Annotated in this window: 20 protein-coding genes; 9 read left to right on the forward strand and 11 right to left on the reverse strand. The window is 56.1% G+C overall.

What is annotated here, in order from left to right:
- Positions 1 to 364 precede the first annotated feature (364 nt).
- From pta to A9753_RS09360, 4 genes are all read left to right on the forward strand, one after another.
- A complete protein-coding gene (gene pta, locus A9753_RS00790) occupies positions 365 to 2,422 on the forward strand; it encodes a phosphate acetyltransferase (protein WP_067778811.1) in 2,058 nt (685 codons plus the stop codon).
- 135 nt (positions 2,423 to 2,557) lie between these two features.
- A complete protein-coding gene (locus A9753_RS00795) occupies positions 2,558 to 3,742 on the forward strand; it encodes an acetate/propionate family kinase (protein ID WP_067778814.1) in 1,185 nt (394 codons plus the stop codon).
- Between the two features lie 345 nt (positions 3,743 to 4,087).
- Positions 4,088 to 5,761: a sodium-dependent transporter gene (locus A9753_RS00800; RefSeq protein WP_083090163.1), complete on the forward strand. Its 1,674-nt coding sequence runs from the start codon at positions 4,088 to 4,090 to the stop codon at positions 5,759 to 5,761.
- Positions 5,758 to 5,901: a methionine/alanine import family NSS transporter small subunit gene (locus tag A9753_RS09360; protein WP_083090164.1), complete on the forward strand. Its 144-nt coding sequence runs from the start codon at positions 5,758 to 5,760 to the stop codon at positions 5,899 to 5,901. Before A9753_RS00800 ends, A9753_RS09360 begins: the two co-directional genes overlap by 4 nt.
- Positions 5,902 to 5,919: 18 nt before the next feature.
- Here A9753_RS09360 and A9753_RS09365 read toward each other — a convergent pair whose 3' ends face one another.
- The gene (locus A9753_RS09365) at positions 5,920 to 7,185 is read right to left on the reverse strand and encodes a GNAT family N-acetyltransferase (RefSeq protein ID WP_083090165.1); all 1,266 of its coding nucleotides are present in this window, start codon (positions 7,183 to 7,185) and stop codon (positions 5,920 to 5,922) included.
- Between the two features lie 128 nt (positions 7,186 to 7,313).
- On the opposite strand from A9753_RS09365, the gene A9753_RS00810 reads away from it, so the two are divergent.
- Both A9753_RS00810 and A9753_RS00815 read left to right on the forward strand, forming a co-directional pair.
- Positions 7,314 to 8,246 carry a GRP family sugar transporter gene (locus A9753_RS00810; protein ID WP_083090166.1) on the forward strand — a complete coding sequence of 311 codons (933 nt, stop codon included), beginning with the start codon at positions 7,314 to 7,316 and terminating at the stop codon, positions 8,244 to 8,246.
- 258 nt (positions 8,247 to 8,504) lie between these two features.
- Complete coding sequence (locus A9753_RS00815) at positions 8,505 to 10,202, forward strand: fumarate hydratase (protein WP_067778817.1); 1,698 nt, start codon at positions 8,505 to 8,507, stop codon at positions 10,200 to 10,202.
- A gap of 182 nt (positions 10,203 to 10,384) precedes the next feature.
- Here the strand turns inward: A9753_RS00815 and A9753_RS00820 are convergent, their stop codons facing one another.
- The 3 genes from A9753_RS00820 to A9753_RS00830 form a co-directional block, all read right to left on the reverse strand.
- On the reverse strand, positions 10,385 to 11,020 hold the full coding sequence (locus A9753_RS00820; protein ID WP_067778820.1) for a MarC family protein: 636 nt from the start codon (positions 11,018 to 11,020) through the stop codon (positions 10,385 to 10,387).
- Positions 11,021 to 11,161: 141 nt separating this feature from the next.
- A complete protein-coding gene (locus A9753_RS00825; protein WP_067778823.1) occupies positions 11,162 to 11,428 on the reverse strand; it encodes an HPr family phosphocarrier protein in 267 nt (88 codons plus the stop codon).
- A gap of 165 nt (positions 11,429 to 11,593) precedes the next feature.
- Positions 11,594 to 12,718 carry a GuaB3 family IMP dehydrogenase-related protein gene (locus tag A9753_RS00830; RefSeq protein WP_067778828.1) on the reverse strand — a complete coding sequence of 375 codons (1,125 nt, stop codon included), beginning with the start codon at positions 12,716 to 12,718 and terminating at the stop codon, positions 11,594 to 11,596.
- A gap of 271 nt (positions 12,719 to 12,989) precedes the next feature.
- On the opposite strand from A9753_RS00830, the gene A9753_RS00835 reads away from it, so the two are divergent.
- Complete coding sequence (locus A9753_RS00835) at positions 12,990 to 13,724, forward strand: exonuclease domain-containing protein (RefSeq protein WP_067778832.1); 735 nt, start codon at positions 12,990 to 12,992, stop codon at positions 13,722 to 13,724.
- A gap of 84 nt (positions 13,725 to 13,808) precedes the next feature.
- On the opposite strand, the gene guaB is transcribed toward A9753_RS00835, so the two are convergent.
- From guaB to A9753_RS00860, 4 genes are all read right to left on the reverse strand, one after another.
- Positions 13,809 to 15,320, reverse strand: coding sequence for an IMP dehydrogenase (gene guaB / locus A9753_RS00840; RefSeq protein ID WP_176702698.1), 1,512 nt, complete (start codon positions 15,318 to 15,320; stop codon positions 13,809 to 13,811).
- Between the two features lie 168 nt (positions 15,321 to 15,488).
- Positions 15,489 to 15,836 (reverse strand): WhiB family transcriptional regulator, encoded by a 348-nt coding sequence (locus tag A9753_RS00845; protein WP_067778838.1) that lies wholly within the window; start codon positions 15,834 to 15,836, stop codon positions 15,489 to 15,491.
- 271 nt (positions 15,837 to 16,107) lie between these two features.
- Positions 16,108 to 16,404: a co-chaperone GroES gene (gene groES / locus A9753_RS00855; RefSeq protein WP_067778843.1), complete on the reverse strand. Its 297-nt coding sequence runs from the start codon at positions 16,402 to 16,404 to the stop codon at positions 16,108 to 16,110.
- A 402-nt stretch (positions 16,405 to 16,806) separates the two neighbouring features.
- Positions 16,807 to 17,415: a SanA/YdcF family protein gene (locus A9753_RS00860; RefSeq protein WP_067778847.1), complete on the reverse strand. Its 609-nt coding sequence runs from the start codon at positions 17,413 to 17,415 to the stop codon at positions 16,807 to 16,809.
- A gap of 147 nt (positions 17,416 to 17,562) precedes the next feature.
- Between A9753_RS00860 and A9753_RS00865 the strand changes: the two genes are divergently transcribed.
- Complete coding sequence (locus tag A9753_RS00865; protein WP_067778850.1) at positions 17,563 to 18,813, forward strand: class I SAM-dependent methyltransferase; 1,251 nt, start codon at positions 17,563 to 17,565, stop codon at positions 18,811 to 18,813.
- Between the two features lie 12 nt (positions 18,814 to 18,825).
- Here A9753_RS00865 and tsaD read toward each other — a convergent pair whose 3' ends face one another.
- Positions 18,826 to 19,872 (reverse strand): tRNA (adenosine(37)-N6)-threonylcarbamoyltransferase complex transferase subunit TsaD, encoded by a 1,047-nt coding sequence (gene tsaD / locus A9753_RS00870; RefSeq protein ID WP_067778854.1) that lies wholly within the window; start codon positions 19,870 to 19,872, stop codon positions 18,826 to 18,828.
- 92 nt (positions 19,873 to 19,964) lie between these two features.
- Here tsaD and A9753_RS00875 point away from each other — a divergent pair, with 92 nt between their 5' ends.
- Positions 19,965 to 20,612, forward strand: a complete 648-nt coding sequence (locus tag A9753_RS00875; RefSeq protein WP_067778858.1) for a hypothetical protein — start codon at positions 19,965 to 19,967, stop codon at positions 20,610 to 20,612.
- A gap of 223 nt (positions 20,613 to 20,835) precedes the next feature.
- On the opposite strand, the gene A9753_RS00880 is transcribed toward A9753_RS00875, so the two are convergent.
- Together A9753_RS00880 and A9753_RS00885 are read right to left on the reverse strand one after the other, a co-directional pair.
- Positions 20,836 to 21,609: a succinate dehydrogenase/fumarate reductase iron-sulfur subunit gene (locus tag A9753_RS00880; RefSeq protein ID WP_067778861.1), complete on the reverse strand. Its 774-nt coding sequence runs from the start codon at positions 21,607 to 21,609 to the stop codon at positions 20,836 to 20,838.
- Entirely contained in the window at positions 21,606 to 23,606 is a 2,001-nt protein-coding gene (locus A9753_RS00885) for a fumarate reductase/succinate dehydrogenase flavoprotein subunit (RefSeq protein WP_067778864.1), read from the reverse strand. Before A9753_RS00885 ends, A9753_RS00880 begins: the two co-directional genes overlap by 4 nt.
- Between the last annotated feature and the right edge of the window lie 9 nt (positions 23,607 to 23,615).

Here is a 23,615-nt window from a genome sequence, read left to right on the forward strand (position 1 = left end):
CTCTTTCCTAGTGAGCTAACTTACTAATCAATCTGTTTTCTGCTGCCCTGGGTAACTACCCGCCATACTTCTACGCGCTACCGAACCACTTCACACCTTTCTTCCATCGCCTCTAATAACCCGACATATTCGGAGTCGCGAAACTTGAGTTTCGTTTGACAAGACGAAATAGAACACGGCAGTCAGGGCGAGGTTCGTCTCATCAGGTCATAAAAAACCGCCGCAATGGCGCAGTTGTAAGGATTGACACACCCTCATCGCGCATATCAGAAGCGAAACAGGGCAAACTAGGACATAAGGGACGCTTCACTATCTGCCGCCCCACCACACATGACTACCTGGACTCATCCAGAAGGGAAACATCGTGACGCGCAGTATTTACATTGCCTCACCCAACGCAGGGACGGGCAAATCAACCGTCGCACTGGGCCTAGTCTCCTCACTGACTAAGGTCGTTGCCAAGGTGGGTGTGTTCCGCCCGTTCGTCTCCAACCGCTCCGCTGATCCCTTCCTTACCACCCTGCTAGCCCGCTCCGGTTCTCCACTCAGCGCCGATGAATGCGTAGGTGTGACCTGGGATGAGTACCACGCCAATCCTGAAGACAGCCTCGCTCACATTGTCGATTCCTACCGTGCAGTGGCCAAAGAACATGATGTGGTTATCATCGACGGCTCTGATTACGACGACGTAGCTGGCTCCCCCGAACTTGCACTTAATGCCCGCGTGGCCGCCAACCTCGGTGTTCCAGTCATGCTGGTCATGAACGCCTCCAACGTGTCTGTGGCTGACCTACGTTCCAGCGTTGAGGTTTCCATGAGTGAAATCGCCGAATACCACGCACGTACCGTGGCCGTGGTCGCTAATCGCTGCCCTGAGGAACTGCGCACTGAAGTCACCACCTCACTCTCTGAGATTGACGGGATCTCCGCTACCACGCTGCCAGAAGTTCCCCTGCTGTCAGCCCCTTGCGTTGGCGAAGTTGCCCGCGCTCTCCATGCCACCCTTTTTGCTGGAGATGAAGCATTACTCGAACGCGAAGCAGAAAGCATGCTCGTGGGCGCTATGGACGTCTCCCATGTCCTAGAGCGTTTGGCTGATGGTCAAGTTGTTATCGTTCCCGCTGACCGCTCCGCTGTGATCGTAGCCTTAGCTGCCGCTCAGGCATCCACTTCTTTCCCCAACCTGGCTGGTTTGGTACTGAACGGTGGATTTACTATTCCTGAACACACCAAGCGTCTCATCACTGGTCTTGGCCAATCCATGCCCATCATGACCACCGACTTGGATACCTTCGAAGCAGCTTCCATCACCAGCGCTCTCAAGGGCAATCTGGCTAACGCCTCTGAACGCAAGATTGACGTGGCTATTACTACCTTCGAAAAGGAGGCTGATCTCGAAGCACTCCTAGGTGCTCTCGAAGTTGAGCCTTCCGATGTAGTCACCCCGTTGATGTTCCAGGCGGAACTCATGGACCGTGCCCGTTCGAACCGTAAGACCATCGTTCTTCCCGAACCCGACGATGACCGCGTTCTGCGCGCTGCTGACGCCATCCTGCGTCATGAGGTTGCTCATCTGGTTCTTCTTGGCGATGAGGCTACTGTGCGCGCACGTGCAGCAGAACTCGGCCTGGACATCTCCGATGCTCGCGTCGTCGCCACTAACGATGCGGAACTGCTCCCGAAGTACGCCGAAGAGTTCGCTCGCCTGCGCGCCAAGAAGGGCGTGACCCTTGAAGAAGCACGTGAGAAGGTTCAGGACGTCTCTTACTTCGGTACCATGATGGTCCACATGGGTGATGCCGATGGCATGGTCTCCGGCGCTGCACACACCACCGCTCACACTATTGTTCCTTCTTTCCAGATCATCAAGACCAAGCCTGGCACCTCCATCGTCTCCTCCGTCTTCCTCATGCTGCTGGAAGATCGCGTCCTGGTCTATGGTGACTGCGCTGTAAACCCTGAGCCTACCGCTGAGGAACTAGCCGATATCGCCATTTCCTCCGCCGAAACTGCTCGCCAGTTCGGCGTGGATCCCCGCGTGGCCATGCTGTCCTTCTCTACCGGTACTTCCGGTAAGGGCGCTGACGTAGACAAGGTACGTACCGCTACTGAACTGGTTCGTCAGAAGGCTCCTGAACTCGCTGTGGAAGGTCCCATTCAGTACGACGCTGCGGTGGATCCCTCCGTGGCTGCACAGAAGGCCCCCGGTTCGGACGTTGCTGGACGCGCAACCGTGTTTATCTTCCCTGACCTGTCCGCAGGCAACATTGGTTACAAGGCCGTGCAGCGCTCCAGTGGCGCCATCGCCGTTGGCCCGATTCTCCAGGGACTGAATAAGCCCGTCAACGACTTGTCCCGTGGCGCATTAGTTGAGGACATCATCAACACTGTCGCCATCACCGCAGTCCAGACTCAGGGCTGATACTTCTTCACTGCCGGCTAGGCGACTTCATTCGTCGTTTGGCCGGCAGTGTCACCACTTTCACCCTCCACCACAAACCCGCTCGTTCTACCGCATGACCAATGCACTGTCGAGCACCCAAAGGAAAGGCAACGCGTGGCTGAGCGCACTGTTCTTGTTATTAACTCTGGTTCTTCCTCCATCAAGTACCAGCTTGTTGACCCCGATTCCGGCGATTCCTTGGCTTCCGGCATCGTCGAGCGCATCGGTGACACGACCGGCTCCATCACCCACAAGGTTGATGGCCGCAAAATCGAAATTGATGAGCCCGTTCCCGACCACGGATTTGGCTTGGCCGAAGTTCTCCGTTTATTCGATGAAGAAGGCCCCCGCCTTGAAGATGCCAACATTGTGGCCGTTGGCCACCGCGTGGTTCAGGGCGGACGCTACTTCTCCGGCCCCGCCCTCATCACCGATGAGGTTGTTGAGCGCATCGAGCAGCTCGTTCCCCTGGGCCCCCTCCATAATCCTGCTCACCTCAAGGGCATCGAGGTTGGCCGCAAACTCCTAGCTGACGTTCCTCACGTCGCTGTTTTCGACACTGCCTTCTTCCAGGATCTCCCTGAAGAAGCAGCACGCTACGCTCTCAACCGCGAAGTTGCTGACAAGTACTCCATCCGCCGCTACGGCGCACACGGCACCAGCCACCAGTTCGTCTCCGCAGCTGTTGCTGAAAAGCTCGGCCGCGATGACCTCAAGCAGATCGTCTTGCACCTGGGTAACGGTGCCTCTGCCTCCGCAGTAGTCAACGGCCATGCCGTGGACACCTCCATGGGGTTGACTCCCCTTGAGGGCCTGGTCATGGGCGGGCGCACCGGCGATATTGACCCCGCAGCCGTCTTCCACCTCGTGCGTGTAGGCAAAATGACCATTGACGAGATTGATCACCTCTTCAACCGCGAATCTGGTATGAAGGGGATGACCGGCGAAAGCGACATGCGCGAAGTTCGCCGCCTCATTAACGAAGGCGACCAAAACGCCATCGATTCCTTTAACGTTTACATCCACCGCCTAGTGAAGTACGTCGGTGCTTACACCGCTGTCATGGGCGGTCTGGATGCCCTGACCTTCACCGCTGGTGTAGGAGAGAATGACTCTGATGTTCGTGCAGCCTTGTGCGAACGCTTGGCATTCATGGGAGTGAAGATCGACCTGGAAAAGAACGCTATTCGCTCCAGCGAGTCCCGCATCATCTCCACTCCTGATTCCTCTGTCACTGTCATGGTCTACCCCACCAACGAAGAATTGGCTATCGCCCGTCAAGCCATGACCCTCATCTGAGGTTGGATCACAAACACACGCGCTCACACGTCAGGCCCGTCCTTTTAGCGTGAGCAGTTACTTCGGTGGGGCAGGAACCGCTGCGGTTCCTGCCCCACCGTTTTCATATGACAACATGACACGCTTCATGCTTCCTCGATTTGCCAACACACAAGCCTCTGTGCGTACTATTGCACTATGACATTACAAGACGGACTGATTATTAGCGGGTGCGCAGGTCTCTGAACCAGCCACTCGCAAGCATTCAAGCCCGCGCACCCGCCCTCCACCCGAAGAAATCGGGAGAGGGTTTTTTTATGCCCGTCACTGCCTACACCCCGTAGACCAGCCCGAAAGGCTCGACTCATGTCTTCATCCCCAGCGCCACGCGAAACCTGGTCATCGCGACCGATGTTTCTTGCCGCCGCCATTGGCTCTGCCATTGGCCTGGGTAACATTTGGCGCTTCCCCTACATTGCATACCAAAACGGTGGCGGTTCCTTCCTCATTCCTTACGTAATCGCTCTAGTCACCGGTGGCGTTGCCATGCTCTTCTTCGACTACGCCATGGGTCACCGTTTCCGCGCCGCTCCCCCGCTAGCTTTCGCCCGTGTTGCCCGCTGGGCCGAATCCTTAGGGTGGGTCCAAACCCTCATTACTTTCTTTATCGCCGTGTACTACATGGCCGTTCTAGCCTGGGCCGCTTTCTACACCTACTACTCGGTGAACCTCGCCTGGGGCGATGACCCGGATACCTTCTTCGGTTCCAGTTTCCTCCATGCAGACACCTCCCACGTCCACACCGGCGAATTCCTGCCCAGCCTCACCATCGTGTTAGCCATTATCTGGCTTGTCCTCCTTATCGTGATGAGTCTAGGTGTTGAGCACGGCGTGGGAGCAGTCTCCAAAGTCGCTGTACCTACCTTGGTACTACTGTTCGTGGCCATCACTTTGCGTGCCATTACCCTCCCTGGTGCCAGCGAAGGCCTCAACGCCCTATTCACTCCCGACTGGAGCGCTCTAACCGCCCCATCCGTATGGATGGCAGGCTACGGCCAAATCTTCTACTCCCTGGCTGTGGGCTTTGGCATCATGCTCACCCAAGCCTCCTACCTCAAACGCCGCACTGACGTCACCACTACGGCATGGACCGTAGCCTTTGCCAACTCTTCCTTCGAGGTGCTCTCCGGTATCGCCGTGTTCTCCGCTTTGGGATACATGGCCTCTCAAACAGGAGCAAGCGTAGATAACGTGGTCAGCAGCGGTATTGGCCTAGCCTTTATCGCCTTCCCCAAGATCATCTCCACCATGCCCGGAGGACCGATCTTCGGTGTCTTGTTCTTCGGTTCCCTCTTCCTAGCCGGCTTCACCTCCATGTTCTCCATCATTGAGGTCCCCATCTCAGCGTGTATGGACAAATTCGCTCTATCCCGACGCCGTGCGGTCCTTCTCGTGGGTAGCGTCGCCGCAGTCTTCTCTCTGGCTTTCCTGCCAGTGACCACGGGTTTGGCCACGCTGGACATCATGGACAAGTTCATCAACGTCACCGGCATCATCTTGGTTTGCGTACTCACCCTTGTAGGTGTGGGGTGGGGATGCCGCATGATCCCCGTCCTGGGGCGTCATCTGGATGCAATCTCTACCATCAAAACCACCTACTGGTGGCCCTTCTGCGTGGGTATCCTGACCCCCGCGATCATGGCTATCACCTTCTATGGCAACATCCGCGAGTTACTGGCTGAACCCTATGAGGGTTACACCTCTCCGCAGTTGTGGGTCTACGGCTGGGGTCTAACCGCTGTCATCTATGTGGGAGCCTTGATCTTGACCTTCCTCCCCTGGCATAAGGGCGTCTCTATGAAGACTCCCGAAGGCTTCGCCTTGGGTGGCGTGACCCATCCCGGCTGCACCCAATGCAGCGATAGTGACGCTGGGTGTGATAACCCGCGCCACGGCGTCGATGGGGATGATGTCCTCACCGATGCTGACCTCGACGCCCTGACCACTGAATCTCTCGACACTGTAGGAGCACGAGCATGACCACCTCAGCAGTACTCATGATGATTGTTTACCTGCTCATTGTGTGGGGCGGGCTTGCCTTCGGCGCCTTCCTCATGGCAACTCACCGTGATGACACAGCAGGCACGCTTGGCAACGAGAGCGATTCCTCTCAGGAGTAGCCAAAACCAACAGGACGATTAGTTCTTACGGAGAATCGCGTAAATCGCCTTGTTGTGGCTCCATTGCATGGTCCCATCCTCATTGAGGGTGGGCCATGCTTTTTTACATTCCCCTTCACATTCCCACCCCAGGGATTCCAAGGTGGCACGCATGGCCTGATTGTCTGCGCGAGTCTGAGCCTCGAAGCGGTGGATAGCGGGGTGCGTGTCAAAGAGGAGCTTGGTAGCCATGCGGCAGGCCGCTTGACCAATTCCCTGCCCCCGAGCCGATGATGACAAGCGAATTGCCAACAGTGGCCAGTCATGATCCATCTGCTCGAAGGTAATCACGCCAACACGACCAGCCTGGCGTTCCTCGATCCAGAATGAGGCTGCACTTGGGCCATCGAAACGGCCATCGTTAATCCAGTGTTCAGCCTCTTGAACGGACGGGTGAACACTCAAATGGAAGGGGAAGTCCGAAGAAGTGAGGAACTCGATGAGTTCAGCACGGTCGCGACCCTTGGAGTCCATGCGCACCAGGCGGATTTCGGTGGGCTTGGCCTCCGATTTTGCCGGATCGGTGTCTTTTCCGTGCTTGGAGTCGGGTATCGGCTTACCTTGTTCACGTCCTGATCTATCAACCTCCGCCTGTCTGCCGCCACCGTCAGAAGAACTCGCACTCTCAAAAGGTTCACTCCCGCTGGGCAGGGTCTTACTCACCGAAAATTCGTCACCAGCAGCATCGGATGATAAGGAACTGACGCTCTTTGCCGAAGTAGTGTCCTCAGGAGACGACGCACTGGCTGCCTTTTTTGTAGCGGCATTACTCTGCCCACTCCAGCCGGGGCCGGACGGCACATCAGTGCCCTGCTGGTAGGCGGTGGCAGCAGCGCGGGCGTGATCGTCGGCGGCTTCATTCATTGGGTGGCCCACGTGCCCACGCACCCACTCAAACTCCACCTTGCGGCCAGCCATTGCCTCGTCGAGGGCCTTCATCAGGTCCACATTTTCGACGGTTTTGCCGTCGGCCTTTTTCCAACCGCGCTTCTTCCACCCAAAACGCCACTTAGTCAGTGAATTGATGACGTACTGCGAATCGCACTGAATGTGGAGCGGTTCATCACTCAGACCTTCTTCAGCGGTCGTGATAAGCAGTTCAAGAACCGCGGTAAGTTCTCCACGATTGTTCGTGGATTTTTCCCATCCTCCTGCCGCCCAGCAATCATCGCTGACATACCAAGCCCATCCTGCAGGGCCTGGGTTTCCCAATGCTGAACCGTCTGCTGCCGCCACAATCGTCATGGCGCAAGGGTATAGGAAATACGTACCTCCCCCCATAGCACGTCGTACCATTCTCACCCAACAGATACCGATTCACTCACCGAGAAGCATGTACGCATCTGCCTCATGCACTCCGATACGATGTGCCGGTGACCCTTCTCGTGGCCCTTATCCCCTCGCTCTTGTTCGGCATTATGGCGTTAACGCTCGGTGCGTTTCCGTCCTCACCTCGCAGGCAGAACACCGCAACTCTTGTTGGCGCCGGTCTTGGCTCTCTCGCAGCCACAGCGGTAGTGGCCTCATCGTGGGGAACTACTGCGCTCATCGTCGGCGTTATTAGTGGCTTATTGTGGGCGGGAGGCCAGTTTGCGCTGGTTGTGGGCCTGAAATCCTGGGGCGTGGCACGCACTATCCCCTTAACCACCGCCTTGCAGTTGGTCATCAATGTTTTGGCCGGTATTGCCCTGTTTCACGAATGGTCCAGCACAGCAGCACTATTACTAGGCCTTGGCGGCCTGGTGCTTATCATGAGCGGTGCAGCCTTGTGCAGTTGGCAAGAATCAGCCATCGCTGCGCTAGACCCCGATGAGCCTATGAATCTTCCCACTACAGGCACAGATGTCATTACCGCTCGCCCTACTCACGCCGCCATGCGCCAAGGTTTTACATGGACCGTAGCTAGTGCGCTCATGTTTGGCCTCTACCCCTCGCTACTGCGGCTAGCAGAAGTCTCCGCCGCTGACGCAGTGGGCCCGATGGGGATTGGCCTGCTCATCGGTGCCGCAGGTTTTGCCCTGCTGCTCCCTAAAGAAGAACCTCTCGTAGGCAAACATAGTTGGCAGGTCTTCATGGCCGGCATGGTGTGGGCTATAGGTAACGTAGTCATGCTGATCTCCGCTGGCTCACTTGGCGTTGCTACCGGGTTTTCACTCTCCCAGTTGGGCTTCGTGGTGGCCACCACCGGCGCCATCATCATTCTGCGCGAGCCGCGCACTAGCAAGGAAATTCTTGCTGCCGCGGTGGGGATTGTGGTGGCTATCGTGGGCGTGGTACTCATGGGCATCGGCGCCGGAATGTCCTGAGTCACCTTTAACACAAAGGCTATGTGGCTTTAATCGCCTCGCAAACCTTCAAATCCACACGCCTGCGCCCCTCTCTCACCTGCACCTGCCTCCCCTATTTTCTCCCGTCATCGCGCCATTCTCACCTTTGCTCATTCTCCTTCGACGCCGCCCCCTCAACTCCTTCGCCTCCTCGCCGTAGGCTGGTCTCATCTTTGCTGGTGCTGTGCATTCGTATGCCCAGCGCTCGCCACACTGTCGACACCGTAAGGACACCTCATGGCTGACTTTTTCTACGAAGATCTCCTGCCCATCGGAGAGGATCCCACTGAATACCGTCTCCTGACCACGGAGGGTGTCAGCACCGTGGAAGGCCCTGATGGTAAGACCTTCCTCCAGGTTTCCCCCGAAGCACTTGAGTTACTCAGCGCCACCGCCATGCACGATATTTCCCACTTCCTGCGTGCGGATCACCTGCAAAAACTTCGTAACATCCTCGACGATCCCGAGGCTAGTGATAACGACAAGTTCGTGGCCCTAGACCTGCTGAAGAACGCTGAAATTGCCTCCATGGGTGTGCTACCCATGTGCCAGGACACCGGCACCGCCATCATTATGGGCAAGCGCGGCCAGCGCGTGCTCACCGAAGGCACTGACGAGCGCGCACTGAGCAAGGGCGTGTACGACGCTTACACCGAACTCAACCTGCGTTACAGCCAGAACGCTCCAATCACCATGTACGAGGAGAAGAACACCGGCTGTAACCTCCCCGCACAGATCGAACTCTATGCCGATACTGCTGAAGGCCACGAGAATTCCTACAAGTTCCTCTTCATGGCCAAGGGCGGCGGTAGTGCCAACAAGTCCTACCTGTACCAAGAAACCAAAGCCATCTTGAATCCCGATTCAATGATGCCCTTCTTAGAAGGCAAGATCCGCTCCCTGGGCACCGCAGCATGCCCTCCCTACCACCTGGCCATCGTCATCGGCGGCACTAGCGCTGAGTTTGCTCTTAAAACTGCCAAGTACGCATCCGCCCACTACCTGGACGAACTGCCTACCCACGGTGACATCACCGGCCATGGCTTCCGTGATCTGGAACTCGAAGAGCAGGTTCTGGATCTCACCCGCAAAATCGGTATTGGCGCACAGTTCGGTGGCAAGTACTTCTGCCACGACGTGCGCGTAGTACGTCTGCCCCGGCATGGTGCTTCACTGCCCGTTGCTATTGCTGTCAGTTGCTCAGCAGACCGCCAGTGCAAAGCTAAGATCACCCCTGAAGGCGTGTTCATTGAGCAGCTCGAATTTAATCCCGGACGCTTTATCCCCGAAAATCTCAACGCTGAACTCGATGCGGCTACCGATGGCGTATCGGGCACCGGCAAAGGCGCTGCCGTCAAGATTGACTTGACCCGCCCCATGGATGAGATTCGCGCCGAACTGTCCAAGTACCCCGTCAAGACCCGCCTGTCCCTTACTGGAACCTTGATCGTGGCCCGCGATATCGCCCACGCTAAGCTCCGCGAGCGTCTGGAGAGTGGTGAGGATCTGCCCCAGTACTTCAAGGATCACCCGGTCTACTACGCCGGCCCCGCCAAGACCCCTGAGGGTATGCCGTCTGGTTCCTTCGGCCCCACCACTGCTGGCCGTATGGATGCTTATGTGGACCTCTTCCAGTCCCATGGCGGTTCCATGGTCATGCTAGCGAAGGGCAACCGTTCTCAGGCAGTGACGGACGCCTGCAAGAAATACGGAGGTTTCTACCTGGGCTCCATCGGCGGCCCTGCTGCTCGCCTCGCTCAGGACTGCATCAAGCATGTGGAACTACTTGAGTACCCCGAGTTGGGAATGGAAGCCATCTGGAAGATTGAAGTGGAAGACTTCCCCGCCTTCATCGTGGTTGATGACAAGGGTAATGACTTCTTCGCTCACTCCCAGGAAGTCTCCGTCACCATTGGTAAACGTCCTGGCCTATAAGCGTCCGCACTGAAGAACAGGTAGTCGCTCAATAGCAACGGGTGGGGCCGACAGTAAAATCTGTCGGCCCCACCCACGTCATTTTGTGGTTCAAACACCTACACCGCACACACCCGAGGTCTGTGCGCTCGAGGTCTACACACCCGAGGGTTACGCGCCTGAGGTCTACACCCCGTGATGAGTTAGTGCCCTAAGCCCGGGAACAGTTTGAGCAAGCCATTAGCCATCAACTGAATCGAGATAGCGGCCAGCACCATACCCATGAGGCGGGTCATGATGGTACGCAGCGTCAGTGACATGTGCTTGCCGATTTGGGAAGAGAAGTACAAGACGATGGCAAGCAGAGCCAACTGAATCACCAGGGCTACCACAATCATCACGTGGTCCATCACAGTTCGCGTCTGAGCATCGAGCACGATAATCGTGGTGATGGTACCGGGACCCACAATCATAGGGAAACTCATAGGATAAAAGGCAATATCCTCAACATATGCCTGCTCGTGCTGCTCAGAACTTGACCCTTCATGAGACGAGGCACCTTTACCGGAAAGCATTCCAAAAGCCACGGTCAGAAGCACCAAACCACCAGCGACGCGAAAGTCTGAGAGACGGATACCGAAAAAGTTCAGCAATGATGTACCGGTTGCCAGCACCACGAAGCACATAATCGTGGAGAACATCGCCACACGCATACCGGTATGGCGTCGCATTTCCACACTCTGGCCGTCAGTCAACGACAGAAACATGGGCAAGTTAATAAACGGGTTCATGATAGCGAAGAACGCACCAAGAGCCTTAACGAACAACACGGTATTCACAGGCCCAATTGTGCCTTATGGAACAATCCATTGCACACAAGGGGGTGCCGGGTGGGAATAATCCCACCCGGCACCCCCGAGGTATATAAGGTTTCGCGAATTAGTTCGCCAGCAATAAACCGGCGAATCTATTCAGCGGTCTCAGGCATCCAGATCGGTTTCGAGGAGAGCCTTAAGTTCTTCCAGAGCGCTTTGTGCGCCATCAGCATCGCTGGCGAGGGTCACAACGTCGCCAAAGCCGGCACCGAGAGTCATCACACCGAGGATGGAGGAAGCGTCAACGGGGGCTCCGCCTTCCTTGGCAATGGTGACCGGAACGCCCTTTTCTGCGACTGCCTTCACGAAGGTAGCAGCGGGACGTGCATGCAGGCCGACCTTGGATGCGACGGTAGCAGTTACCTGAGCCATGGAATGCTCCTTTGTCTTGAACAACGGGGGACGTGTGCGGATGCACCGTCATCGTTGACGTGGTGGTCTGTTCGGTGGGGCCAAACAAACCGTTTCATGATCGGTAACAACCCTACCGGACTCCCCGATCAATGTCAGCCTCGCTCATGGCCATTTCGCCCACAATCACGTCGGATCGTAAGGAGCAAGAACCACATCAACCTTCTGCAGTTCCTTCACATCAGAATAACCAGTGGTAGCTAAAGTACGGCGTAACGCCCCCATAATATTGAGTGTGCCATCAGCACGGTCAGAAGGGCCTACAAGAATCTCTTCCATACTGCCTACAGTGCCCACGTAGTTCCTCTCACCACGAGGCAAAGACGCATGGCGAGCTTCACTGCCCCAGTGGTAGCCCAGACCAGGAGCGTCTTCGGCACGAGCGAGAGCAGCCCCCAGCATCACGGCGTCAGCACCACACGCAATAGCTTTCACTACGTCACCAGAACAACCCACAGAACCATCCGCAATAACGTGAACATAACGGCCCCCAGACTCGTCGAGGTAGTCGCGTCGCGCAGCAGCCACATCCGCCACAGCAGTCGCCATAGGCATGTGAAGCCCCAAAACCTGACGAGTCGACGACGTAGCCGAACCTCCCATGCCCACTAAGACTCCTGTTGCCCCTGTCCGCATAAGATGGAGGGCAGCTGTGTAAGTGGTCACGCCTCCCACTACAACGGGCACATCCAATTCATAAATAAAACGCTTGAGGTTAAGCGGCTCAGCATTCCCAGAGACATGCTCAGCACTGACTACGGAGCCACGGATAACGAAAAGGTCAACCCCGGCGTCAATAACGGTTTTCCAATGGCGCTGTGTTTGGGCGGGACTCAACTTACCCGCCACCACAACACCTGCATCACGAATTTGCTTGAGACGAGCGACGATCAGTTCATCGCGAATCGGAGGAGCGTAAACCTCTTGGAGAACACGGGTGGCATTCTCTTCGCTGGCTTCGGCAATACGGTGGTAGGCCTCGGTGGGGTCGTCATAACGAGTCCACAGGCCGTCAAGATTAAGCACGCCAATCCCACCCAACTGCCCCACGGTAATAGCCATTTCTGGGCTCATCACAGAGTCCATAGGGGCAGCCATAACCGGAAGGTCCACATGATAGGCGTCAATTTGCCAGCCCACGCGCACGTCCCTAGGGTCACGCGTACGTCGAGCAGGGACAACCGCAATGTCATCGAAGGTGTAGGCCTTGCGGGCACGTTTTCCGCGTCCGATTTCAATTTCGCCACTCATAGAGTAAGTCTACGGCGCAGGGCCGGGCAGCACCCGGGTGACGAGGTATGTCGCATTGTCTTGCCTTTACTGATTACGGGGTGAAGCGACAATACCTCCACCAGAGGAGACCATCACACATACCGGACGCATTCCTTGGCTGTTCCTGGCACTTTCTTTGTTCGTCACAAAGACGAACAGTAAACGTCTGCGAGACATGACAGACTTAGACACGAAAGCACCAGAGGGCTCACCACACGCTGGCTCTCACCACCTGACATGAGGAGTACACATGGGTTGGATTGACGGCGGACTCTTAGGATTCGATACCGAGACCACCGGAGTAACTCCTACCCAAGAACGCCTGGTGACGGCTGCCTTGGTATGGCGCCCACCAGTTGAGAATCCAGGAACTGCTGACGCTGTTCGCCCCCATGATTATGAGAAGACATGGCTGGCTGACCCAGGTGTTCCAATTCCTGAACAGGCCTCACGCGTTCATGGCATCACCACTGAGGTTGCCCAGCGTGATGGCCGCCCCGTGGAAGAGGTACTCGAAGAAGTAGCCAGTGAGTTAGCTTCTGCGATGAAGGCTCATGTACCGATTGTCGCCTTCAATGCCACCTATGATTTAACCCTCATGGAATGCGAACTGGCGCGTCACGGCATGCCCACGATTGTTCAGCGCTGCGGAGGCGAACTGGGCCCTATCATCGATCCACTCGTCATTGACCGCAAGGTTGATCGATGGAGAAAAGGCAAACGCCGATTGGCTGATATGTGCGCTGCCTATCACGTCACCACCGGTGAAAATCTCCATACCGCCGAAGTGGATGTCACTGCGACATTAGATGTTCTTGAAGCCATTTGCCGTACTCACCAGGATTTTTCCGCAATCCCTCTGAAGGACCTCAACGCCTGGCAGGAAAATGCTCACCGAGAGTGGGCCACAGGCTTCAATGATTGGCTGGCACGCTCCAAGCCCGACAGCCAACCAACCAGCCTAAAATGGCCTCTAGTTCTCTAAAAGTAGCGCCCCTTGTTGTTCAATGACGTGGTGGCCTCCCTTTAAAAGGGAGGCCACCACGTCATTGAACAGTCAGAGAGTGCATCAACCGCGACCGGTGTAGTTCGGGGCTTCAACAGTCATCTGCACATCGTGCGGGTGACTTTCTTTCAGACCAGCAGCGGTAATACGCACGAACTGGCCACGTTCCTTGAGTTCATCAATGGTGCGAGCACCGACATAGAACATGGACTGGTGAAGACCACCAGTGAGTTGGTAGACCACGGCGCTAAGACTTCCTGAAAAAGGAACCTGTCCTTCAATACCCTCGGGAACAATCTTGTCATCACCGGAGACATCAGCCTGGAAATAACGATCCTTTGAGTAGGACTTGCGACCACGAGAACTCATAGCCCCCAGGGATCCCATACCGCGGTAACGCTTCCACTGTTTACCGTTAACGAAGACCAAGTCGCCGGGAGACTCAGTGCAGCCAGCCAAAAGGGAGCCGAGCATGACAGTGTCAGCGCCAGCCACAATGGCTTTGGCGATATCACCGGAGTACTGCAGGCCGCCGTCGGCGATGAGGGGTACACCTGCAGGTCCGCAAGCCTTAGCAGACTCGTAGACTGCAGTAACTTGAGGAACGCCGATACCCGCAACCACACGGGTGGTACAAATAGAACCCGGACCCACGCCTACCTTAACGGCGTCAGCCCCAGCGTCGATAAGGGCCTGTGCACCTTCACGAGTGGCGACATTACCGCCAATGACGTCAATGCCAGCAAAACGCTCGTCAGTCTTAATACGGGTAATCATTTCGCAGGCCAACTTAGCGCCGCCATTAGCGGTGTCTACCACGAGCACGTCCACGCCAGCTTCTGCCATGGCGGTTGCACGCTCCCAGGTGTCACCCCAGTAGCCGAGGGCCGCACCAACCATGAGACGGCCTCGAGCATCCTTGGTGGCGTTGGGGTACTGCTCGGTCTTGACAAAGTCCTTAACCGTAATGAGACCGGTAAGTTTGCCGGTTTCATCAATGATGGGAAGTTTCTCAATACGATGCTCAGCCAAAAGGGCCTTGGCATCCTCACGCGAAATACCTACCTGACCGGTAATGAGACGGTCACGCGGCGTCATGCAATCACGGACAGTCAGGGTAGACCACTGATCTGTGGGAACGAAACGCAAGTCACGGTTGGTAATGATGCCAATGAGGGCACCATCGTCATCCACCACAGGGAGGCCAGAAACCTTGTAATGTCCGCAAAGTTGATCCAGTTCAGCGATGGTCGCATCGGGGCGCACGGTAACTGGGTCGGAAACCATGCCAGATTCGCTACGCTTCACACGGCGAACCTGCTGGGCCTGGTCCTCAATGGAGAGGTTGCGGTGAAGAATGCCGATACCGCCTTGGCGAGCCATGGCGATGGCCATGTCAGATTCGGTCACAGTGTCCATGGCTGCTGAAATCAGCGGCACATGGAGGGTGATGTTCCGAGTCAAACGGGTAGTGGTGTCAACCTCAGAGGGAATGACGTCTGTTAGCCGCGGAAGCAGTAACACGTCATCATAGGTTAGTCCGGTAGGGGCAAACAGGTCGCTATCGCTGATCATCTCGCTCACCCTGCCATGTTAGGCCCATAGGGGCATGGCACGCACCTTCGACACCGAAATGGTAAGCATGAAGCAGGGCATAACGTACCGCTCGGAAAGGAGCGCTAACGCGGATCCGGCTCTACGCGCTTGTCGTCACGGTCTTGCATACCAAGCGTCCGCCAGCGATCAGATATCAAAGGACGGATTGTCCTGTATCGATGAAGATGATGGCGTCGTAGGCGCGATGAAACGCGATACCTCACCTTGGTCAATGATGGCACGGCGTTCATCTTCACTGAGTCCACCCCACACACCGTACGGTTCATGCACAGTGAGTGCATGAGCGCGACACTGACGCAATACGGGGCAAGAGGCGCAGATAGCTTTTGCAGCATCATCACGGCGACGACGCGTCCCTCCACGTTCCCCTTCAGGATGGAAGAAGAGAGACGAATCCATGCCATGACATGCTCCTTGGTATTGCCAGTCCCACAGGTCCGCGATCGGACCCGGCAAACGTGACATCTCAGCCACCAGTCCCCTCCTCCTTCTTCGTGTCTTGCGCGGAATGGCCATAGATAGCCATGTTTTTATCTTTTATTAACTCCACGGTAGGCCCGGTAAGCATTTCTTTCAACAGATAGAGGCATTTACCCATCTTTATGACACTAAAGACAAGTAGTGTCGCAATAAGATGGATATTCCCTGATGAAATGCTGATAATACAAATGGGGCGCACCAATAAAATTGGTGCGCCCCATAAGGGTTGTTCAGCGTATTTTCGCTAAACCAACGTGACGAAAAATCACTTCTCCACAACGGCGAGAATGTCGCGAGCAGAGAGGATGAGGAACTCCTCGCCGGCGTACTTCACTTCAGTGCCGCCGTACTTGGAGTAGATAACAACGTCGCCCACAGCAACGTCCATCGGAACGCGGTTGCCCTTGTCGTCAAAGCGGCCTTCGCCAACTGCAACAACCTTGCCCTCCTGGGGCTTCTCCTTGGCCGTATCCGGGATCACAAGGCCGGATGCAGTGGTCTGCTCAGCTTCAACAGTCTGAACAACAACTCGATCTTCGAGAGGCTTAATGGAGACCGACATGGGGACCTCCCCTTCTGATGATGACGATTAGAAACTTGTGTCTCGCTTCAATGGTGATAGCAGTGCCGTCGCGGGGGTCACCTCATCACTCATCTGAAGGAGTGAACTTGACTGACGCTAAGCGTCGTTCAAGCGCTAGGAAAAACCTACGCCACCAATTAGCACTCAGTCAATGCGAGTGCCAATGAGTTGAAGATTCTTCGCCCAGGGTGATTTTTCTGCCCATTGATGCCACGGGATATATCTCGACATGCTTAATCTCAAAAACGAACCAGATATTCCCCCTGATGAAAGCAATCAAACTTCTTCACGCAAAGCGGGCACAGGAAGTTTTGCATGTCACAACAATCGCCTCCTCAGTTCAAGAAAAGCTGAACTATTTCCTGCAAGTAGCCCTAACTCTCAATTCTGTGCCCAATCCACAACACAGTCAGCCACTGCTTTCACTGCTGCTACTCGCTCACGTAGCCAGGCATTTACCCAACGCGAAGGAGTGGTATGAGGACGCGTATCAGTCACGCCATAGGCATCAATCCCTGCGCTTCGGCATAAGGCCACTGCACGTGGGGCGTGGTAGTCCTGCGTGACTACCAAGGCTTCATCAATTCCCAGCACATCGTGGGCCCGCACGCATGACGTATGAGTATCAATGGCTTGGTTGTCATCGATAAGCACAGACTCATCGACTCCTTGAGAGAGGGCATAAGCATGCATAGCTTGAACCTCAGCACCCCACGGCGCCTCATCGTTACCAGTCAAGACCAGCGCGTCCACACGCCCAGCACGATAGAGGTCAATTCCGGTATCCATGCGGTAACGAAGCCAGTCAGTAAGAGTGCCATCATGACGCAGTTGGGCGCCGAGGATAATAGCGACCGAAGCTTGGTGAGTGTCTTCGCGTGAAAACACAGGAACTACCCTGTGATGACTCATGGAATAGACCCATGCGTTGCTACCGATGACGGCGCACGCACCGAGTGCTATGCACACACCCGCAAAGCGCATCATCATCCGCATGACTCTCTCCCCTCTGTGAAAATCCTGTGCCTTACACATGCCAACGCCACCTTATCTTGACGTCACTGTAATGCCACGATCCCGTCCCATTCATCAACGCGTCCCTCTTAAAACACCGATACGTGCCATGATGGTCCCATCATGGACATAACCTCATTCGCCCCGCTCTTAACATCACAGGGATGGCATTTTCTTCAGTCTCTTCCTCCCTATGGCAGCGAGGATCCACTGACCCTAGCGACCCGACTGCGTGCCAACGGCCACTGCCCCGACCTGATCTCGGCAGCGCTCACGCAGTTACGTCTGCGAGCCAAGGCAGAGGAGAAATTCGGTCCCTTCGCTCAATCCATGCTCTTTACTCCTGACGCCGTGGAGCAAGCTACCCGTCTAAGCGTAGCCGCCCGCCATGCTCAACGTTTCGCACAGTCGGGTTGTACCAAGGTCGCCGATGCGGGCTGCGGTATTGGTGGTGAGTCCATGGCTTTGGCGGGGATGGACATTCCAGTGCTAGCGATTGAACGCGATGAGGCAACCGCCGCCCTGGCCACGATTAACCTCATGCCCTTTCCACATGCTGAAGTCATCTGCGATGACGCCTTGAACGTTGATTACGTGGCTCGTGGCGTCGACGGCCTGTTCAGTGACCCAGCCAGACGCAGCAAAGGGCGGCGTATCACAGATCCCGAGTCGTGGCAGCCCGCCCTCTCTCAAGTCCTGGCTCTCCGCAAACAGGTACCCAACCTTGGTATCAAGGTTGCCCCTGGCATTGATTACTCTGCCCTACCCGAGGGTTCTCATGTCCAATGGGTGAGCGTGGCAGGTGATCTTCTCGAGGCAGATATCTGGTGCGGTGCTCTAGCCAATGAAGGTCCTGGACGCAGCGCGCTCCTGATCGACCGCGAGGGGCGAGGCAGCATCCTACGCGATGAATCCGTCACCGACCCGTCCACTCCCCCGGTGATGGCCCGCCCCGCCAACGATGTGGGACGTTTCCTCTTCGAACCTGACGACGCCGTAGTGCGTGCTGGTCTTGTCTCTTACCTTGGCGCTCATTTAGGTGCCGCTCCCGTTGATGCGCAGATTGCCTATCTCACCGGAGATAAAGACGTGCCCGAGCAGTGGGAACCCTTCGTTCAAACCTTTGAGATCCTTGAGGTGCTCCCCACCACACAGAAAAAGATTGCTGCATGGGTGCGCAGTCATGACGTGGGCCAAGTAGAGATTAAGAAGCGTGGCGTGGATATTGACCCCACGAAGGTGCGTAAGTCTTTGCCGTTAAAAGGTTCAGAGTCACTGACGCTAATTTACACGCGCCTAAGTAAAAATCCGGATATGGACCCAGCCACTGCACCACGCGGCAAGAGTGTGGTCATTGCTGCGCGGCGTCGATAATACCCACAAGAGTCAGTGAGCGACGGTGATAGACAGCGGCATACCTGACTGGGGGCCAAAGTCCAGGGGTGAAGGTGCCACGCCGGCACGGACGGCAGCGCTCCCCAAGGCGGCAATCTGTGCGCCATTATCTGTGCAGTAACGCAGAGGCGGGATGCGCAGGGTGATGCCAGCGGCTTCGCAGCGTTCTGCAGCGAGGGAGCGCAGGCGAGAGTTAGCGCTAAAACCGCCTCCTACGACGAGAGTGTCGCAGTCATGGTCAAGGCAAGCCTGGACCGCCTTCGCAGTGAGGGAATCGTTGACTGCTTCGGAAAATGATGCGCACACATCTGCTGCAGGAACCTCTTCTCCTTGAGTCTGGAGGGTTTCCACGTAGCGGGCTACGGCGGTCTTGAGTCCTGAGAAGGAGAAGTCATAGCGGTGGCGGACTTTGTCCTTACCCGCGGCTAAGCCACGGGGGAAGCGGATGGCGTCCACGTTGCCTTGCTGGCTGAACTTGTCCACGTGCGGGCCGCCGGGATAGGGCAGACCGAGAAGGCGACCGACCTTGTCGAAAGCTTCGCCCGCGGCGTCATCCAGAGTGCCGCCAAGTTCCTTGACATCGGTGGCGATATTGGAAATGGCCAGCAGGTTGGAGTGACCGCCAGAGACGATGAGTCCCACAAAACGTTCGGGCAGCGGGCCATCAACGAGTTCATCCACTGCGAGGTGACCGATCACGTGGTTCACGCCGTAAATAGGCTTGTTGAGGGAAACAGCCAGAGCCTTGGCCGCACTAATACCAACTGTAAGTGAACCAATCAGGCCGGGGCCTGCACACACGGCAATCGCGTCCACTTCACTGAGATCCACATTCGCTTTTGCGCAGGCAGCGTCAAGAGTAGGGATAAATGATTCAAGGTGTGCGCGGGAGGCAATCTCGGGAATAATGCCGCCAAAACGAGCATATTCATCCATAGAGGTAGCGGTAACGTCACCGAGGAGTTCGCGTCCGCGGACAAATGCCACGCCTGTTTCGTCGCAGGTGGATTCAATACCAAGAATTAACGGTTCACTCACGTGCCCAAGCCTAGACCTTTCGCGCCTCTTCTTCGATTCCGTCGTTCGTCACAAACTTCTGCACACCGATAAAAAAAGAGTAAACATAAGATATGAGTAGTTCTAAGGGCACTACTGCCTGGTGGAATCCCGATTCACATTCGCTTGCCGGCGACGAGGATATGCGTGCTGGCACCCGCCCCCTGAATCTGGCCGAACTAATCGTGCGCTTGAGACTGCGCGATCGTGGCGATGTGGGCAGTGATATCACCCCGCATTTGCGCCACTTCTCGCGATTGTGGGCTTCCGTGGTTGGCATCATCTCCGCCATAGTGTGTGCGTCGTATATTCCTGCAGCATCAAACGGACGCGACGTGGTGACACACTGGGGCGTGCATGGGCCAGATGCTATGAGTTCTGGCTGGGGCATTCTCTTCACCCCCATTTTTCTCACCGTGATTATCGCTGTTTTTCTTCTGATCGGTGTAATTCCGTCTAATCGGGGATTCAGCGGTCAGTTAGGACTGATGCTCGTTCCTAGTGCAGCCGTTCTCCTCCTCATCATGGTTCTCGTTGCTCCATGGGTTCCGCTGCCACAGTTCTTTGGCAGTTGGGGCGGATGGGGGACGCTTGCCATGTGTGTTCTGATCTTGCTGGGTGGTGCAGTGATCTGGGTAGCGATCGCACGGTCTATTCTTGCGTCCGCTTTAAAGATGCGTGAGCAAGCAGAGTTAGGAATAAACCTCTCTGCTGTCTCTTAACACAGCGGTATAGAACTCGTACCGATTAATCACCAGCCTACTTGCCTACTTGCCTACTTGCCTACTTGCCTACTTGCCTACTTGCCTACTTGCCTACTTGCCTACTTGCCTACTTGCCTACTTGCCTACTTGCCTACTGAGGAACGTAGTGGCGGGCATGGACTTTAAGTCCATGCCCGCCACTACGTTCACAAATCAGCGTTTTGCCGCTATCACTGACCTATCAGGAGTGAGCGACAGTACCCTTCCAGCGGGCGCGACCGAGGTCGCGGTTAAGCTGGCTGATAGTGGTCAACGGAACGCTCTTGGGGCAGACAGCTGCACATTCACCGATGTTGGTGCATCCGCCGAAGCCTTCTTCATCATGCTGGTTAAGCATGTTCACCACGCGGTTAAGACGCTCAGGCTGACCCTGCGGAAGCAGGCCCAGGTGAGTGATCTTGGCGGCGGTAAAGAGCATGGCCGAAGCGTTAGGACATGCTGCCACACAGGCGCCACAGCCAATGCAAGCTGCTGCTTCGAAGGCGGCGTCAGCATTGTCCTTGGGGACGGGTGCTGCGTGCGCTTCGGGGGCTGCGCCAGTATTGACGGAGATGTAGCCGCCGGCCTGAATGATGCGGTCCAGTGCGCTACGGTCAACGATAAGATCCTTGAGGACGGGGAAACCAGTAGAACGCCAAGGCTCGATGGTAATGGTGTCGCCGTCCTTGAAAGAGGGATCCTCTGCGATATGGCGCATGTGGAGCTGGCAGGTGGTAGAACGGATGGGGCCGTGAGCCATACCGTTAATCACCAGGCCGCACTGACCACAGATACCTTCGCGGCAGTCAGAGTCGAAGGCAACGGGTTCTTTGCCTTCCTGGAACAACTGCTCATTGAGCAAGTCCAGGACCTCGAGGAAACTCATATGCTCCTCGATGCCACTCATTGCGTACTCTTCGAAATGACCCTGGGCGTCCTTGTTCTTCTGACGCCAGATCTTCAACTTGATGTTCACTTGTAACTCCGCTGCTTCAGTTCGATGTCGTTGTAAACGAGGTCTTCCTTGTGGAGGATGGGCGGCTGGTTTTCACCGGCCCATTCCCATGCAGCCACGTACAGGAACTCATCATCGTGACGCAGAGCCTCACCCTCGGGGGTCTGGGACTCAGCGCGGAAGTGACCACCACAGGATTCGCGGCGGTGCAGTGCATCGATACACATAAGTTCGGCCAATTCGAAGAAGTCAAGGAGACGTCCGGCCTTTTCAAGGGACTGGTTCAGTTCCATGGCTTCACCAGTGACCTTGCCGTGCTTCCAAAATTCTTCCTTCAGGGCGCGAATCTGCTTCACCGCTTCCTTCAGGCCTTCCTCGCGGCGTTCCATACCGCAGTACTCCCACATGATGCGGCCAAGGGCCATATGGAAGTCATCAACGGAGCGGTCACCCTTGAGGCTCATGAGGCGCTCGATACGGTCCTCAACGTCCTTCTTTGCCTGGGCAATTTCAGGGGCGTTGGGGTCAACCTTGCCTTCGCGCAGACGATCGGCGAGGTAATCATTCATCGTGTCCGGAAGAACGAAGTAGCCGTCAGCCAGGCCCTGCATTAGTGCGGATGCACCCAAGCGGTTAGCACCGTGATCAGAGAAGTTGGCTTCACCTGCAACGAACAGTCCTGGAATAGAGGACTGGAGATCGTAATCCACCCATAGGCCACCCATGGTGTAGTGAACGGCGGGGTAAATACGCATCGGGACTTCATAAGGATCATCACCGGTGATGCGCTGATACATCTCGAAGAGGTTGCCGTAGCGAGCGGAAACAGCTTCCTTGCCCAAACGGCCAATTGCTTCGGAGAAGTCAAGGTATACGCCACGGCGCATCATGCGCTCGTTACCCTGAGGATCGGTTTCCTTAATGGCAGGTCCAACACCGCGACCTTCATCGCACATGTTCTTGGCCTGACGGGAAGCAATGTCACGGGGGACAAGGTTACCAAAGGCAGGGTAGATGCGTTCGAGGTAGTAGTCGCGATCTTCTTCAGGAATATCACGGGGATCCTTGGAGCAATCTTCAGCCTTCTTGGGAACCCAGATACGTCCGTCGTTACGCAGGGACTCACTCATAAGGGTGAGTTTGGACTGGAAGTCACCGGACTGCGGGATGCAGGTGGGATGAATCTGGGTGTAGCAGGGGTTACCGAAGTAGGCACCCTTGCGATGTGCACGCCAGATTGCGGTGCCATTGCAGCCCATAGCGTTGGTGGACAAGAAGAAAACGTTGCCATAACCACCGGTGGCCAGAACCACGGCGTCAGCGGTAAAGGTTTCGATTTCACCGGTGACCATGTCGCGGGTAACGATACCGGAGGCGTGACCGTCAACGACGATCAGTTCAACCATCTCGTGGCGGCGGTATTCCTTGACGGTACCGGCAGCGACCTGACGTTCAAGTGCCTGGTAGGCACCGATGAGAAGCTGCTGACCTGTCTGGCCACGGGCGTAGAAGGTACGGGAGACCTGCACACCACCGAAGGAGCGGTTGTCGAGAAGACCGCCGTATTCGCGAGCGAAGGGAACACCCTGAGCTACGCACTGGTCGATGATGTTGGCGCTAACCTCTGCCAGACGGTAGACGTTATCTTCACGGGAGCGGTAGTCGCCACCCTTGACGGTGTCGTAGAAGAGGCGGTAGACGGAGTCATTGTCGTTGCGGTAGTTCTTTGCAGCGTTGATACCACCCTGTGCAGCGATGGAGTGTGCACGGCGAGCGGAGTCTTGGTAGAAGAACACCTTGACGTTGTAGCCCTGTTCACCCAGTGAGGCGGCGGCCGCACCACCGGCCAGGCCAGAGCCAACGACGATCACGTCGAGCTTACGGCGGTTGGCGGGGTTAACAAGCTTAGCGTTGAACTTGCGCTGTTCCCATCGGCGCTCGATGGGCACATCATGCGGGGCCTTGGTGTCAGCGATCTTTTCGCCGACAGTGTAGAGGCCGTCGATAATTTCAGTCATGGTATGTAT

The sequence above is a fragment of the Actinomyces vulturis genome, assembly GCF_001687305.1.
GTDB lineage: Bacteria > Actinomycetota > Actinomycetes > Actinomycetales > Actinomycetaceae > Actinomyces > Actinomyces vulturis.